Raw genomic sequence first — 15514 nt, 5'->3', positions numbered from 1 at the left:
ATCCAGTATAATAGAAAACGGAAATCCATTTTGCAAGAGTCATAATCCGGTATATTGGAAAAAGAGATGACTGTGCCTTCGCCAGGAAAACAGACCGCCAGCAAACCAACGGCTGAGCTCTCCCCCGATGAGATCAGCGGGCAGCTTTCGCAGCGCGTACGCACCCTGCGGAAAGAGCGGGGCTGGTCACTCGATTCCCTCTCGGCCGCCTGCGGTGTCAGTCGTTCCATGCTGAGTCAGATCGAGCGGGGCGAAGCCAATCCCACGCTGGCCGTCACCGTGCGGATTTCACAGGCCTTCGGCATCGCCCTGGGCGAACTGGTAGAAGCGCCGATCTCCACCTCATCAATAGAAGTCATCCGGGCCGACGATCGCACGTTCCATTATCGTTCCGATGACGAGTGTCGTATCCGCACGCTCTCTCCGCTGCACCTCGAAAAGGACGTCGAGTTTTACGAAGTGCAACTGCACGCCAACGGGAAGCTGCAAAGCGCGCCCCACTTTAAGGGGACGCGCGAATTTCTGACTGTCGAAAAAGGCAAAATTGAACTGCAGTCCGGCGACGATACAACGGTCCTCGGCCCTGGCGATTCCGCCAGCTATCGGGTCGATGTGCCGCACACCATCAGAAATGCGGGCCGCGGCGAAGCCTTCCTGTTCCTGGTCGTTATCTATCAGAACTGAACGCTGACAGCACCCGGGAAGTCAGCTTACTGCTCGCAGGCAGAGACAGGCTGCGGTTCCGTTTCCACGGGCTCTGGTTCCGACGAGGTCATGTACTTCTCACGGTGTCGATCAGCCAGGATCGTGTCGATAAAGAACTGCGACGTGTGAAACATCAACAGTGGAAAGACAGCAGAGGGCAGACCGGCGTCGCCGAACATCGATGCATCCGTCGCCACGAAGACCGCGATCGGCAATGTCTTCTGACTCCCTGCAATCGCACTGGCGATCCGGTCCCGCGGATGAAATCGAAACGTTTTACCCAGCAGCAGATTGGTGAAAAAACCTCCCACATGCACCACGATGCAGCTGATCCAGACCACCGCCACCGCTGCCAGTGAGATGCCTACTTCCGAAGTCTGAATGCCATAACCGGTCTGCACCGCAGCCAGCAGTACCATGAACAGCACGAAGATCAGTGCCACGGTGCCCAGTCGCGAAGTAATCCGATCGGCAAACTGTTTGATGGTCTTGTTCATCCGCAGGATCTGGCCGAACAGTACCGGCAGCATTGCTGCATAAAACAGCTTGGTGACCATGGCGAAGCGGTCGAATTCAATCTCGCGGGAGGTGATCAACAGGATCCAGAAGGGGACGGTCAGGAAGCAGGCCCCGTTGGTGATCATCGTTACCATCAGGGACACGCCGTCATTGCCCCCGCCCCGCCGGGTCCAGACTGAAGCCCCGCACAGAGTGCACGGCACACAGGCCATAATGATCAACCCGACCTGAAAATCGGGAGTCAGCTGCAGCGGCAGCAGCGCCCAGGCGATCAGCGGCAGCAGCATAATATTCGTCGCCAGCGAGAGAAACAGCGGTCCCGGCTTGCGGATCGAGGAGAGCAGATGCTCGGAGTTGAGACTGAGTGACATCAGAAACAACACAATCGCCGTCAGCCACGAAGGGCGAATGAACTGCTTTAGGTGTGACAGAGTTTCCTGCGATCCTTCGTGACCGGCATAGACGCCGCAGGCGATTACAACCGTAATGCAGAGCAGAAACCAGCGGCGTCGAAAAAAGGCAAGCATGACTCAGTTTTCAGTTCGTATGGGGCGGGTGAGCAGCAGGGGGTTACTTTTTGTTGTTATCCCGGATTGTCTTCCAGCGTTCACTGAAATAAGCAAACGCGGGCTGCATCGCTTCGGGGCTGTGTTTCTCGTTCTCAGACAGCGAAAAGATCGCACTGTTCAGCTTGTCCGATTCTGCATCCGCAATCGCCATGTGAAACATCACAGACAGCGAGCGTCCCAGCCACTTTCCCTGACCGTCACGGTGAATATAGAACCGGTGTCGCAGGAAGGTGTCAAACGAGCGCGCTGCACTCGAATACTCACCCTGGATGAACTGTCCAATCGCCATGAAGTAGGCTGCATTCTGAGCGGCCAGAACGTGCATCTGCCGGATATCCGGCGGGACAACCAGATCCACGGGGAAGCGTTCCTCCAGTCGAGTCGAGACATAACTTTTGATCGCCGCCGACTGATTCCCCATCAACTGTGTAATGCGGGTCTTGAGCAGCTTCTTGGTCGGGCTGCCCCAGGGAACTTCAAAGAATCCCTGGGCATTTTCTTTGCGCCCTTTGACGTCATAAGGCACCGGAGCGCGAAACGGCAGTTTGACCATCGCCAGTTTCTTGGCTTCTTCACCGGTGACCGCTTCACTCTTGTCGATTTCCTGATCGGCGTATTCCGAAACCACGAGCGGGTTTTCTTTCAAAATTCCTTTGCCGATCGACTGGACGTGGCCGATGAATCCCGGGTCCCCTTCCAGGGGATCCAGGTTTCGATACAGCACGAATGTCTGTTTCCGCGACAGCGAGTCTTCCAGGCGACGCATGCGTGATGCCCACTCGCAACTGCGACCAATGATTTCAACCTGGGCCGTTTTCAGTTCCTCAGCAGAGAAACGACTCTCGGCATATTTGCCGTACAGATTTTTCAGCAGCGCGGGATCCTTCTGGACCTCGGCAAACGTCGCGGGAATTTGAATCTGAATTGTATCCGCAGGCTGCTCGGGTGATGGGACCGGTATGCCGAGTACCGGATCGTAAAGATAAATCTTGTCTTCCAGCAGTACTCCGACCAGCAGCTTATACGGGGCCGGTTTCGCTGCTTCGAACAGCACGGCATCAATCCGCAACTGACGCATCAGGTCGATGAAGACCCAGGCCCGCTGCTTCGCACTTCCGGATCCAATGACACAGATTTCATACGGTCCGAGCGGCAGCGCATTCTTCGCATCGGGAACCAGATCGATGTTGTTCATGCAGTAATAAAAGGCAGCGGTAGCGCGATCCCGGTCATTTTTCTTGCCCTCGATCGCCGCGGTCACCATTCCATTAAACAGCTGTGAATCTCTGATGAATTTTCCGTCGATCTCCGTGAAGCGGGTCAGCTCCAGCTTTGCCAGCTGTTCTTCGCTCAGGTATTTCTTCAGGAACGTTCGCTGAGAATCTTTCAGGGTCGGAGGCTCAGAGTCGAACTTGCCGCACATACCGGCCCACTCGTTCAAGAGGGAGAGAGCCCCTGTCAGCGTCGAACTGATTCCCATCCGTTCCGGCTGCATCATGTTAATCGCATTATCGATATAACTGTGACACTCCGGATCTTCCTGTTCCGCTGCCGGATTGGCGGCACTGGTTTTCGTTCCGCCGCCTTTCTTTTTCGTGTTGTCTTTGCAACCCGGAAGCGAAATCAGACAGCTGAGCAACAGGCAGCACAGACTGACGCCGGCCAGAACAGACGGGCGTTTTCCGGAATCATGGCGGAGCAGAGAAGTCAGAATCATAGCAGTTGTGGTTTCGTAGTATCGTACATTTCCACCCTGTTACTGATGGAAATGTGGTGTTGAAGATGCGGTGCATTCACAGGTGATGAGCCGACAGAAGATCGATCATTCAACTGTCTGTTATCTATACTATAACCGATTCCCGGGCAGATGGAATGTCTTAAAGGGCGCTGTTTTCATTCACCAGGGTACGAAACCGCTGCAAATCCAGCGCAAAACGGGCAAACTCTTCCAGCGGCAGCATATTCGGGCCGTCACTGAGCGCCTGTGAAGGATCGGGATGCGTCTCGGCGAAGATCCCGTCACAACCGCAGGCAACCGCAGCCCGGGCCAGGTAGGGGATCATCTCCCGCTGTCCGCCGGTCGATTTGCCTCCCGGAGTCTGCACGCTGTGAGTCGCATCAAAGATGACCGGCGGCCCCATCTGCTGCATGATGGGAATACAGCGCATGTCATTCACCAGCCGCCCGTAGCCGAAGGTCGTGCCCCGTTCGGTCAGCAGCAGCTGTTCCTGTCCAAAAGCCTCACATTTCTTGACGGCATGAATACAGTCTTCAGGAGCCACGAACTGGGGCTTCTTGATATTCACCACACCCCCATGTTTGAGGGCCGCCTTGGAAGCCGCTTCCAGCAGATCGGTCTGTCGTGCCAGGAAGGCAGGGATCTGCAGGATCCGACAGACTTCCGCCGCCGGAGCCGCCTGACCCGGTTCGTGAATGTCGGTCGTCACATCCAGACCCGTCACCTGTTTGACTTTCGCCAGAATCTCCAGGCCCGCTTCCAGCCCTGGTCCACGGAAACTGTCGACGCTGGTCCGGTTTGCTTTATCGAAGCTGCATTTAAAAACCAGTGACAGATTATCCCGGGCGGCGATCTCGGCCAGTCGCTCCGCGGTGCTCAGCACCAGTTCTTCGCTTTCAATCACGCAGGGGCCGGCCATGAACAACAGCGGTAACTGAGTGCCGCACTGCAGCTTGCCAATCGTTACGGGGTTTTGAGCCACGGGAGAATCCTTTCAGTGGGAGTCGGAGATTTTTACGAATTATGGTTCAATCGATGGAGCGGGGCAAGGGACGATCAGCTTCAGACCCCGGGGAATCACCCTGATTTCGGCTGGCGTCAACCCGGAGGAATCGCCGTCGGTCTGAATCGGCACCGGCCGGGTGGACTGAATCCGCAGCGAGCGGGCCTGAATCTTCTGAACGTGTTTCGATGTCAGATGCGTCCCGCGGACAATCTGCCACGAGTAAAGCAGCATGCTGAAAACACCCCGCCTCCGAAAAAGGATCAGGTCCAGCATGCCATCATGGTCGACCGAGTCCGGCGAAAAATTCAGATTCAGACCATAGGCGGGAATATTGACAATGATTGCGTGGTAGGCGGTCTCTTCCTCGGCTCCGTCATCAATGCTGATCAGCAGCGATTCGAACGGGTAATCGTAGAGGGTTCTGAGGATCGGTTTCAGATAACTCAGGTAGGAAATATTCCCTTTCCTCACTTGCGCCAGGTTTTCGACAACCGCGGCATCAAAGCCGATACTCGCCATTAACACGAATTTCCGCTGATCGAGTTGGCAGACGTCAATCTCCCGACACACGCCCTGCTTGATCATCTCCGCTACGAATGCCCCTGACTTGGGAATACCCAGGTAACGCGCCAGCAGGTTCTCGGTGCCCAGAGGCAGTACCGCAATCCGCTGGTCGGGATAGCGGTTGACTACGTCCTGCACCGTTCCGTCTCCCCCCGCCGCGACGATGCATACCGGCGGCGTGTCACGCGTGCGTTCTTCGACATATGTCTGCATCCGCTCCCGGTTGGAAAACAGACGCGGCCGGATGCCCCGCTGTTTCAGATGCTGTACCAGTTCCATGATCAGCGCAGCACGATCGCCCTTTCCGGAAATCGGATTTCTCTGAATGGCGGCCCAGGCTTCAGACATTGTCAGTCGTTCTCAAAGTGGCGGTCGTTATCGAAAGGATCAGGTCAGGTAAACGGGAAATGCGGGTTTGTCTGTGTTTCAGGTCAGAATACTTGAGAAAAACTCTTCAAATCTGCGAAGAACTTTCTAAAAATAGAAGATTCGCTACCTTGCTTCTTAATTTTGGCTGACGGAAAGCCGATTTCATAGGTACTGTCCCTCGATTGTTTCCGGCTTTCGTAATATTTTGAAGCAAAGCCTGAAAACCGAAAATCATGTTCTATCATTTATGAGTAGAAATACGTAATAAAAGATTGAGATTACTTGTGTTCCAGTAAGCCTATCCGGTAAATTGGAGAATATAACAGGTGTCCTCGCTCATGATACAACTCAAAGTCAGGCAACAAGTGTCTTAGTGGACAAAGGCTGTTTTCATAGTGACCAATCCGCAAAAAATTCTTTTCTGTGGGCCTTCAGACGACCAGACCTCTGAATTGAGGCAGCAGTTCTCTTCAGAAGACTATCTGGTGGTGACCCCGGAAAATCTGGCACAGGGGATTGCGGAGTTTGACCAGGGAAATGTTTCCGCGCTGGTAGTGCCTGCGACTGAGGGTACCCTTCCGCTCGCACTCATCCAGTCTGGCTCACTGCTCGAATACCTGCCCCACGCTGTTGTTGTGCTCGATGCGGATCTGCGCATCATCTGGGCCAACCAGCGCCTGAATCATCTCTGCGATCAACGCGAATCATTGATTGGGCATTCCTTTTATGATGCCTTCGGTGCACCCGAAATTCTGGGACCGGACTTCAGTCCCTTCCATACTGCCTTCTCCACACGCAAACTGGCCAAGAGTGGTCTGCGTGTGGGCGATAAGAACTACTTCGATGTGGAAGTCACGCCGGTTATCACTGAGCCCGACAATACCAGTAAACAGGAACCCGCCTACCTGGTAGCCAGCGTACGAGATATCTCCTCGGAAGTTCTGCAGCGTCAGAAACTGAATGCAATCTACCAGGCCGGTCTGGAACTGGGCGACCTCTCACCCGAAGAAATCTACGAGATGTCGACCGAGGACCGTATCGAACTGCTCAAAGCCAAGATTCTGCATTACACCCAGGATCTCCTCGAATTCGAAACCGTCGAAATCCGCATTCTGGACAAAGCCACCGAACGACTGGATGTCCTGCTCGCCGTCGGTATGGAGCAGGTCGCTACAAACCGGACGCTCTACGCCAAACCCGAAGGGAACGGCGTGACTGGTTTCGTTGCCGCGACCGGTAAAAGCTACCTTTGTGAAGACACCACCCACGACCCACTCTATATGACCGGTGCCCCGGATGCCCGCAGCTCCCTGACCGTCCCCCTGCATCTGCACGACGAAGTTCTGGGAACGTTCAATGTGGAAAGTCCGCATGCCGGTGCCTTTGACGAAAACGATCTGCACTTCCTGGAACTCTTCAGTCGCGAAGTCGCGATTGCCCTTAATACACTGGAACTGCTGGTGGTCGAAAAGATGACCACTGCATCTGCCAGTACCGAGTTAATCATGCGTGGGGTCGTCGATCCGGTCGACGAGATCCTCAACGACACTGCCTGGATTCTGGAGCGGTACATTGGACACGAGCCTAATGTGTGCGAGCGATTGCAGCGTATCCTTAAAGACACTCGCCATATTAAGCAACTGATTCAACAGGTGGGAGACGAAATTGCTCCCCAGACTCCACACCACCACAAAGTGCCTACCATGCGACAGGTGAACCCCAAACTGCTCAACAAGCGGGTTCTTGTCGTCGACAGTGACGCCACTGTCAGGCGGGCCGCCCACGAACTGCTGGGTCGGCTGGGGTGTGAAGTCGAGACCGCCCATAACGGTGAAGAAGCATTTCTGATGGTCCGCAGCTTCCACTACGATGTGGTCATTGCCGACATCCGCCTGCCCGATATGAACGGGTACGAATGCTTCGCCCAGATCCGTGAAATCCACGAGCATTTGCCCGTCATCCTGATGACAGGCTTCGGCTACGATCCCACGCACTCGATCGTCAAAGCCCGCCAGCTCGGCTTGAAATGCGTCCTCTACAAACCTTTCCGCCTCGATCAGCTGATTACAGGCGTCGAAAAAGCAGTCAGTATTTCCGAAGACATCACCTCGGAAACCTCCAACTGATCCGTCTCCGCATCCCGCTGCTTCTCTCCCAAAATATTCCGATTTCCCATAACAGTCTCGATTTCAACGCGCCCCGGCTTTATATTAAAAAAGTTAATATATAGACCGGCCCCGGCTCTGGTTCGCTTGATATTCCTGCTTCCCACCGGATGACTTCTCACTCAAGGAGAATTGCTGATGTCCCGTTCTGTCGACCGCCGCGAGTTTCTCAAGAAAGCACTCATCGCAGGAACCGCGGTCCCCGCATTTTCGTCTGCCCTCACTCTCCCCTCTCTCGCAGCAGCGAACAAAAGCAAAAGCCCCAATGAGAAACTGAACCTGGCGACCATCGGCGTCGCCGACCGCGCTTATGCGAATATCACGGGCACCAGATCCGAAAACTTCGTCGCCCTGTGTGATATCGACGCGCAGCGGCTGGAGAAGGCCTCCAAGGAATTTCCGCACGCGGACACTTACGATGATTACCGCAATGCCCTCGACCGGGACGACCTGGACGGCGTACTCGTCAGCACTCCCGATCACATGCACGCCCCCGCCGCAGCCATGGCCCTCCGCAATGGGCTGCCCGTCTACTGTGAAAAACCGCTGACCCATTCCGTCTACGAAGCCCGCGTCCTCACCGACCTGGCCGCCAAAGCCGGCGTACCGACCCAGATGGGGAATCAGATTCACGCCACCGACAACTACCGCAAAGTCGTCGAAATGGTCCAGTCCGGCGTAATTGGTCCCGTGCGTCGCGTGCATGTCTGGGTCGGTGGAGGCGTGCGCATCGAAGGCAAACGCTCCCAAGAAAACAATCCCCCGTCCTACGTCAATTACGATCAATGGATCGGGCCCGCTCCCTTCCGTCCCTACAACGAAACCAGCTTCCACTTCAACTGGCGTTACTGGTGGGACTTCGGCAACGGTCAACTCGGCGACTTCGGCTGTCACTACATGGACCTGCCCTTCTGGGCCCTGAAACTCAAGTACCCCAAAACCGTGGTCGGGGTTGGTGAGAAAGGCCACAAAGGCGAAAACGACTGTCCCAGCTTCATGCGCGTTGATTATGAATTCACCGAACGCGACGATCTGCCCCCGGTTCACATGACCTGGTATCACGGCGGCTGGAAACCCAAAGGCGCTGAAGTCTATGGGAAGAACAGCGCGGTCCTCTTCGAAGGGGACGATGGTCGCCTGCTCGCCGACTACGGCACCAACAAGGTCTTCATGGAAGCGGGCAAAGAAGCCAAACCGGTCAAGCCTTATCTGACCCGCCCCGAAAGCCATCACATCGAATGGCTCAACGCCATCCGCAGCGGCACACCAACCGGCAGTAACTTTGCCTACGCCGGACCACTGACCGAAACCGTACTGCTGGGCAACGTCTCTTACCGTCTCGGCGGAAAGAAACTGGAATGGGACGCCGAAAACCTCAAGGTCACCAACGCCCCCGAAGCCGACCAATACCTCAAACGAGAATACCGCAAAGGCTGGACACTGTAGACGAAGGTAAACGAATCTGCTTCATTCGGAACATATAAAATAAGAGCCTGCTGGAATCGATTCAGCAGGCTCTTTTAATTTCGAAGATCAGATCGCGTCAGCTTATCTGTATTTCACAACCGTTTTATAGTTGGGAGCTAAAAACCGAGGGCCGCGTGTCTTGTAAACGACTCTGCCAGGGGCGTAATAAGCGCCAGGAGCATAATAAGTCGTTGTCGTTACTGGAGCGACGACAACCGGAGCCGGCTGGTAGTACACAGGAGTGACGACCGGAGCGGGCACGACAGCGGGGGCATAGTAAGCGGTCATTGCGGGCACATAGTAACTTGTGGTCACCGGAGCAGGCACCGCGTAAACCGGAGCCGGACCGACATAAGCAAACGGAGAACTATAGTAAGTCACCCGGCCGCCAGCTTCGGAAACTTGTGGCAGCATGGCAAAACAGGCCGCGATTACGGCGATTGCAGACAGCATTCGAATTCTCATGAGACTGACTCCTGAAGTGAAGGACATCGTGTTTCTAAACTTGCCGAGCCGGCGCGGCTCAGGTTCATGGAACAGCAACAGGCAAGGCGAAGCCTCCTGCATCCGGTGCTGACATCCCTGTCACTTTCTCGCAGATGTTGAACTGCACAGGTTAGCCCTGCATTATCGATTATACAGGATACGGCGAAGACATCCACCAGCCACCCCTCATTTTTCTAACAGATCAACAGACCGTGATGTGATGTTCAGCCACCCCCAAATGGTTCCCCTGCGAGAAATCAGCTATTTCCAGCTTTCCGGGCTGCCTCGATCAATCCCTGTAGATAACCGAAGGCATGCAGCCGCCCCAGCATCGTATACCCGGGCTCTCCCGCTTCTTCTCCCACCAGCTGGGGCACATGGTCCGGACGGATCGGTCCCGTAAAACCGATTTCCTGGTACGCCTGCACCGCGGCATACATGTCGGTTGGGCCATTATCATGAAACGTCTCCACAAACCGCTCGCGGGTTCCCTTGATATCGCGAAAATGCACATACCTGATATGCGGACCCAGCCGCCGGATGGTCTCCGGAATATCCACCCCCATCTCGGCGAACGTTCCCTGGCAGAAACAGATCGCATTTGCCGGACTGGGAACCAACTGCACCAGCCGTTCAAAATTTTCGACACAGTTCATAATCCGTGCTTTGCCCATGAACGTCTCCAGCGGCGGATCGTCCGGATGCATCGCCAGCGTCACGCCGCATTCCTCTGCCACCGGCACCAGTTCCCTGAGGAACCGTTCCAGGTTGGTCCAGAGTTCTTCCGCAGTGATCGGGCTGGATACCTGATCCCGCGTGGTCTCCGACAGTGAAACGGCCTGCTCAGCTTCATCGACATCAAAGCCGGTCACCAGTGCCCCGCCCCGCTCACGGGCATCCAGTTTGGTCCGTACCCAGTCTGTTCCCGCCATGAAGTTGTAACACACAAACGGAATTCCCACCGCCTGCATATCGCGCAGCAGCGTTTTCATTTCCGCGATCTCGGCGTCAAACCGTTCGTTCCCCAGTTTGATATTTTCGATTGGTAGATAACCTTCGATGGCGGCAATCTTCAATCCCTGTCCTGCTACCTGATCACACAATGCCTGCAGAAGCTCCCGCCCTGGTCCGGGATAGCGGATTGTGACATGCGTCACTCCAATCTGGGCCAGCATTGTCAGGTTCTCGTCAGTAAATGGCGTGACCACCGATGTCAATTGCATGTGATGCTTTCTTTTTTCAGCTGGGATGAGGTTCACGGCAAACGCATTATTTTATGTCTGTCATCCAGAATTCATTTTCATATTAATCTACTGATTTCACAATCACCGTCGTACAGAATTAACAGCTTCTGGCTTTTCACTGATGCAGACTCTGGAGTAAAATTCTGCATTCATTTTTGAATCAAACAGCAAACCAATTTCTGACAGGCACTCTCAGATGCATCGCATTACCCCTTCGAGCCCCGACGGACCGATTCTCAGAGACATCGATTCCCTTGCCAAAGATCTCGGTCTGACGCCTGGCGACTATGAACCGTACGGACGCCTCAAGGCCAAACTGGTGCATGGACTCGCGAACAAATTCACCGAGCGTCCCCTGGGAAAATACATTGGTGTCACCGCTGTCAATCCCACGCCACTGGGGGAAGGCAAAACGGTGACCACCATCGGTCTGGCGATGGCCCTCTCTCAACTGGGGCATACCACAGTCGGTACACTTCGTGAACCTTCTCTGGCGCCGGTGTTCGGCATCAAGGGAGGCGGTGCCGGCGGTGGAAACTGCACGCTCGAGCCCCAGGCCGATATCAACCTGCATTTCACGGGGGACATGCACGCTGTCACCTCGGCCACCAACCTGCTGGCCAGCATCATCGATAACCACGTTGCCCGACGAAAAACTCCCGAAATCAACCCGAAGACCATCACCTGGCGACGGGCCCTGGATCTCTGCGATAAAGGACTGGCTCACATTATCAGCGGACTGGATCAGCCGCCGCAGGCCCCGCTTCGCGAGACCGGCTTCGATCTGACCGCCGCCTCGGAAGTCATGGCAATCCTCGCCCTGGCCAGCGATCCCCGCGATCTCCGCACGCGCCTGGGACGCATCGTCGTCGGCATGACTTTTGACCGCCAGCCGGTGACTGTCGAACAGTTGGGCTGCGCCGGTGCGATGGCCGCCCTGCTCATTGATGCCCTGAGACCCAATCTGGTTCAGAGCTGTGAATCGACGCCCTTTCTCGTGCACGCAGGACCTTTCGGTAATATTGCCCACGGCAACAGTTCGATCATCGCCGACCAGATCGCACTGCGACTCGCCGATTACGTCGTCACGGAAAGTGGTTTTGGTGCGGACTGTGGTGCAGAGAAGTTTTTCGACATCAAATGCCGCGCCAGTGGACTGCAGCCGGCTGCGGAAGTCCTCGTCTGTACCGCCCGGGCTCTGAAACTGCAGAGTGGTCAGTTCGACGTGCATCCGGGGAAACCGCTGCCGCCCCCACTTTTGGAGGAGAATCTGGAGGCCCTCCGCGCAGGGGCCGTCAATCTGCAGGCGCACCTGGATATTATTCAGCAGTATCATCTGCCTACCGTCGTCGCCATCAATGCCTTCCCCGATGATTCCGAACGCGAATTGCAGGAGATTCAGAGAATCGCCCTCGAACAGGGAGCCACAGCGGCCGTCATCACACGCGCCTTCAGTGAAGGAGGCGAAGGTTCCCTCGCACTGGCCGAAGCGGTCGTCCAGGCCGCTGAACTGCCGAATCAGTTTGAGTATCTCTATCCTCTGGAAATGCCGATCGCGGAAAAAATCGAAACGATCGCGACTCGCATCTATGGGGCTGCCTCCGTCGAATTCGAACCGCTGGCCCGCCGACGTATGTCGGAGTACGAACATCTGGGCTACGGCAACCTTCCCATCTGTATCGCCAAAACGCAGTACTCGCTCTCTCACGATCCGCACCTCCTGGGACGACCGACCGGCTTTACTTTCCCGGTTCGAGATCTGCGTCTCTCTGCGGGCGCTGGTTTTCTGTATGCCTTGAGCGGCGAAATCCGCACAATGCCCGGTCTGCCCTCGGACCCGGCGGCACTGCGAATTGACATCGACGATGCCGGTAAAATCATCGGCCTGCATTGACGGACAACCCGAGTGACTAAGTCAGCGTCGTCGCGCGATACTGGTTCGTTCCCGGCGTGAACAGCTCAGGCAGCCAGGCGACTCCCAGACCCGGCTTCTGTGGAATCTTGATCCGTCCCGCTTCGACTTCAATGGGTGTGTCGATCAGTTGAGGATACAGAATTCGCAGGTGGGCCCGCAGACTCTCCTGCCAGGCCACATTATTCGAACTCGCGGCGACGTGCACGCCGTTGAGCAAAGTCAAAGGTCCGGTGCAGTCATGCATGACCACGGGAATGTTATAGAACTGCGCCAGACGGGTGATATTTCGCGTCTGCGATATGCCGCCCACCCACGTCGGATCGATCATCACAAAGTCAGCGGCCCGTTTTTCCAGTGCCAGTCGAAAGTCGTCCGGGCCGTTGAACATTTCACTCACCGCAACGGGAATTCCTGCTTTGCTGCGGAAGTCGCTCAGCGTATCCACACAGTCAATCCGCAGCAGGTCTTCAGCCCAGAGGATGTCATATTCCTGCAATCGTTTCGCGATGCGGAGTGCGGGCGCGAGTTGAAAGAACCCGTGGCCGTCGATAATCAGTTCGATATTACTTCCCAGCGCATCCCGGATTTTCTGAAACGGTTCCAGCGCACGTGTGATGTCTTCGTGTGTGATGTGCAGAGGCCCATTCGTCTTGTGCGCCGCAAAGTCCAGCGTCCAGACTTTAAGAGCCTGATAACCTTCTGACAGCAGCGACCGCGCCAGTTCCACCGGTTCATTGACGGCGGACCAGTAGTCATTCAATGGGCCCTGGTTTCCTACCGAACCGTAACCCGGCCAGGTGTGTTTGCTCTCTTTTTCGGTGGTGCCTCCATAGGAAGGGCCGCCACAGCTGTTGTAGGTACGAATCGATTCCTGCACACAGCCACCCAGCAACTGCCAGACCGGCTGTGATGTGACCTTGCCGAAGATGTCCCACAGCGCGAGGTCAATCGCGGAGATCGCCCGCAGCTCGGTTCCCCGGGAGCCGAAGTTCGTTGCCCGCTCATACAGGAATCGCCAGTGAGCCTCGATATCGAGGGGATTCTTCCCCATCAAGTAGTGTGACATCCAGTCGTGGATCATCGCTGCTACTGCATGCGGTGCGTAATAGGTTTCGCCACATCCGACAACGCCTTCGCTGGTATGAATGCGCACCAGCAGCAGACCAGGCATGATCGATTCGGCAATCGAAGTTTCTATTTTCGTGATCTGCATCAGAGTTCCTTTAGCAGCAGTGCAAACGGTTAATTGATCGGTTCAAACGGGAACAAAGGTTTGCGACGGTAGTGGTAGTCGAAGTGTTCCATATCGGCTGAAGTGACGCCCGGTGTGTTGACGCGAATCAGGTTCGGGCAGACCGGACGATAAGCGGCCAGTGGAGCCTGAACTCCCTTGGCGACCAGAATCTGGTAGTCGCCCGGATGGATATTACAGGACGTTAACTGCCCCAGGCTGAACGGAGGCGTGCGGTGACTGTTGAGCATGAGCGTCAGTCCGAAATCAGTCTGGACCACGGCCGTCGGTCCCATATGGAATTCAGTTTTGCCTCCGTGCCTGACTTCCGCTTCCGTGAAGTCTCCATCATGCACACTGATGACGGTGACATTCGCCACCAGGGGGGCACCATGCAAGTCATCTGTTTTTCCACCCATCGCCAGTTCGGGGAGATGAATTCCGGGTCCGGCTGCAATCGCCGTTTGTGCTGCCTCAGGATCGTACAGACAGGCGAAGCTGGTGGGACCCCGGCGGGCTTTAATTGCATGCAGAATCGTGGTCCCATCCGCCGGAGAACCACCGCCGATGTTATCGCCCATATCCAGGAAACAGACCGGCCCCTCCATCTGTTCTGCCCGGTCGAGTGCGTCTTCAATGCCAATCAGGTGCGCTTTGAATTCATCGCGGCGGTTGATCAGCGTCTGTCCCAGTTCGTCGGCCAGTTCCCGGGCCTGAGCGGGATGATCGTCAGTCACCACAATGAAGCCCGAGCCCATCTCTTCGACATCCGCGTAAGGAAAACCCAGGATAATACTGTTCGAGAGCACTCCGGGCGTCTCCAGCATTTTGTTGGCGACATAATACAGCGAGTCACAGGGTTCAGAGGAGGTATGCTGGCGTTCGATGTTAATCGCCACGGGCACAAAACAGGCCGCCTGCGTTGGTTTGACCTCCCCTTTCAGAGTCCGGTCCATCAGCCGTGCCGCTTCAATTCCCCGGTCCTTCTGATCGATGTGCGGATTTGTCCGGTAAACGATCGTCGCATTACAGGCATCGATCATCTTCTGGGAAACATTCGCATGGGCATCCAGCGTACAAATGATGGGAAGATCCGGACCGACGGCATCCCGAACCAGCGAGAGCCAGTATCCATCCAGATCACGTTCACTTTCACTGACTCCTGCACCATGCGGTGCGACCAGCAGACCATCCAGAGGGCCTGCCTGCTTCAGCGCCGCGAGCATCTGGTTGATCAGTGTGTTGACGGTTTCCGCCGTGATCGTTCCTCCCGGCAAGGCCCGCGCCACAAAGATCGGTACCGCTTCCAGTTCTGTCTCAGCCAGCCCCGCGTAGAAACCACCGATTTCATGGGCCGAACTTTTAAAGATCGGATAGATCTCGTCGCCGGTCGCCAGAACATCGTATTCAAAATCGGCCAGAGTGGTCGCGGTCCGGATGAACGTATTTGATTCGTGCTGTAAGGCCAGGATTCCGACACGCATCTCAGGTTCCTCCAGATCACATTAGTGAAACTCAATAAAAATTCCATGTCGT

12 protein-coding genes are annotated in these 15514 nt (G+C 55.7%); 4 read left to right on the top strand and 8 right to left on the bottom strand.

The features are described from left to right. Window positions 1–66 precede the first annotated feature (66 nt). The gene (locus RID21_RS20795; protein ID WP_350192184.1) at window positions 67–684 is read left to right on the top strand and encodes a helix-turn-helix domain-containing protein; all 618 of its coding nucleotides are present in this window, start codon (window positions 67–69) and stop codon (window positions 682–684) included. A 26-nt stretch (window positions 685–710) separates the two neighbouring features. On the opposite strand, the gene RID21_RS20790 is transcribed toward RID21_RS20795, so the two are convergent. The 4 genes from RID21_RS20790 to RID21_RS20775 form a co-directional block, all read right to left on the bottom strand. Beyond that, complete coding sequence (locus RID21_RS20790; RefSeq protein WP_350192182.1) at window positions 711–1751, bottom strand: bile acid:sodium symporter family protein; 1041 nt, start codon at window positions 1749–1751, stop codon at window positions 711–713. A 43-nt stretch (window positions 1752–1794) separates the two neighbouring features. Further along, window positions 1795–3510: a hypothetical protein gene (locus RID21_RS20785; protein WP_350192180.1), complete on the bottom strand. Its 1716-nt coding sequence runs from the start codon at window positions 3508–3510 to the stop codon at window positions 1795–1797. Window positions 3511–3670: 160 nt separating this feature from the next. After that, window positions 3671–4513: a 3-deoxy-8-phosphooctulonate synthase gene (gene kdsA, locus RID21_RS20780; RefSeq protein WP_350192178.1), complete on the bottom strand. Its 843-nt coding sequence runs from the start codon at window positions 4511–4513 to the stop codon at window positions 3671–3673. A gap of 39 nt (window positions 4514–4552) precedes the next feature. Further along, on the bottom strand, window positions 4553–5449 hold the full coding sequence (locus tag RID21_RS20775; protein ID WP_350192176.1) for a diacylglycerol/lipid kinase family protein: 897 nt from the start codon (window positions 5447–5449) through the stop codon (window positions 4553–4555). A 416-nt stretch (window positions 5450–5865) separates the two neighbouring features. Here RID21_RS20775 and RID21_RS20770 point away from each other — a divergent pair, with 416 nt between their 5' ends. Further along, window positions 5866–7596, top strand: coding sequence for a response regulator (locus RID21_RS20770; protein ID WP_350192174.1), 1731 nt, complete (start codon window positions 5866–5868; stop codon window positions 7594–7596). A gap of 177 nt (window positions 7597–7773) precedes the next feature. Next, window positions 7774–9081 (top strand): Gfo/Idh/MocA family protein, encoded by a 1308-nt coding sequence (locus RID21_RS20765; protein ID WP_350192172.1) that lies wholly within the window; start codon window positions 7774–7776, stop codon window positions 9079–9081. Between the two features lie 102 nt (window positions 9082–9183). On the opposite strand, the gene RID21_RS20760 is transcribed toward RID21_RS20765, so the two are convergent. Together RID21_RS20760 and RID21_RS20755 are read right to left on the bottom strand one after the other, a co-directional pair. Beyond that, window positions 9184–9567, bottom strand: coding sequence for a hypothetical protein (locus RID21_RS20760; protein WP_145043301.1), 384 nt, complete (start codon window positions 9565–9567; stop codon window positions 9184–9186). Window positions 9568–9845: 278 nt separating this feature from the next. Continuing rightward, on the bottom strand, window positions 9846–10811 hold the full coding sequence (locus tag RID21_RS20755) for a mannonate dehydratase (RefSeq protein WP_350192170.1): 966 nt from the start codon (window positions 10809–10811) through the stop codon (window positions 9846–9848). Between the two features lie 217 nt (window positions 10812–11028). On the opposite strand from RID21_RS20755, the gene RID21_RS20750 reads away from it, so the two are divergent. Beyond that, on the top strand, window positions 11029–12726 hold the full coding sequence (locus tag RID21_RS20750; protein ID WP_350192168.1) for a formate--tetrahydrofolate ligase: 1698 nt from the start codon (window positions 11029–11031) through the stop codon (window positions 12724–12726). Between the two features lie 16 nt (window positions 12727–12742). Here the strand turns inward: RID21_RS20750 and RID21_RS20745 are convergent, their stop codons facing one another. Next, entirely contained in the window at window positions 12743–13960 is a 1218-nt protein-coding gene (locus RID21_RS20745; RefSeq protein WP_145190350.1) for a mandelate racemase/muconate lactonizing enzyme family protein, read from the bottom strand. A gap of 29 nt (window positions 13961–13989) precedes the next feature. Beyond that, on the bottom strand, window positions 13990–15462 hold the full coding sequence (locus RID21_RS20740) for a M81 family metallopeptidase (RefSeq protein ID WP_350192166.1): 1473 nt from the start codon (window positions 15460–15462) through the stop codon (window positions 13990–13992). Window positions 15463–15514 lie beyond the last annotated feature (52 nt).

The sequence above is a fragment of the Gimesia sp. genome (genome assembly GCF_040219335.1).
Lineage (GTDB): Bacteria > Planctomycetota > Planctomycetia > Planctomycetales > Planctomycetaceae > Gimesia.
Note: the sequence above shows the minus strand (reverse complement) of the source record. Positions and strands in the feature narration are given on the sequence as shown.

What these genes read in the sequence shown, in the direction of transcription:
- RID21_RS20760 (WP_145043301.1), bottom strand. Translation starts at nt 9,567, where the DNA reads ATGAGAATTCGAATGCTGTCTGCAATCGCCGTAATCGCGGCCTGTTTT.
- RID21_RS20795 (WP_350192184.1), top strand. Translation starts at nt 67, where the DNA reads ATGACTGTGCCTTCGCCAGGAAAACAGACCGCCAGCAAACCAACGGCT.
- RID21_RS20785 (WP_350192180.1), bottom strand. Translation starts at nt 3,510, where the DNA reads ATGATTCTGACTTCTCTGCTCCGCCATGATTCCGGAAAACGCCCGTCT.
- RID21_RS20745 (WP_145190350.1), bottom strand. Translation starts at nt 13,960, where the DNA reads ATGCAGATCACGAAAATAGAAACTTCGATTGCCGAATCGATCATGCCT.
- RID21_RS20765 (WP_350192172.1), top strand. Translation starts at nt 7,774, where the DNA reads ATGTCCCGTTCTGTCGACCGCCGCGAGTTTCTCAAGAAAGCACTCATC.
- RID21_RS20750 (WP_350192168.1), top strand. Translation starts at nt 11,029, where the DNA reads ATGCATCGCATTACCCCTTCGAGCCCCGACGGACCGATTCTCAGAGAC.
- RID21_RS20775 (WP_350192176.1), bottom strand. Translation starts at nt 5,449, where the DNA reads ATGTCTGAAGCCTGGGCCGCCATTCAGAGAAATCCGATTTCCGGAAAG.
- RID21_RS20740 (WP_350192166.1), bottom strand. Translation starts at nt 15,462, where the DNA reads ATGCGTGTCGGAATCCTGGCCTTACAGCACGAATCAAATACGTTCATC.
- RID21_RS20755 (WP_350192170.1), bottom strand. Translation starts at nt 10,811, where the DNA reads ATGCAATTGACATCGGTGGTCACGCCATTTACTGACGAGAACCTGACA.
- RID21_RS20790 (WP_350192182.1), bottom strand. Translation starts at nt 1,751, where the DNA reads ATGCTTGCCTTTTTTCGACGCCGCTGGTTTCTGCTCTGCATTACGGTT.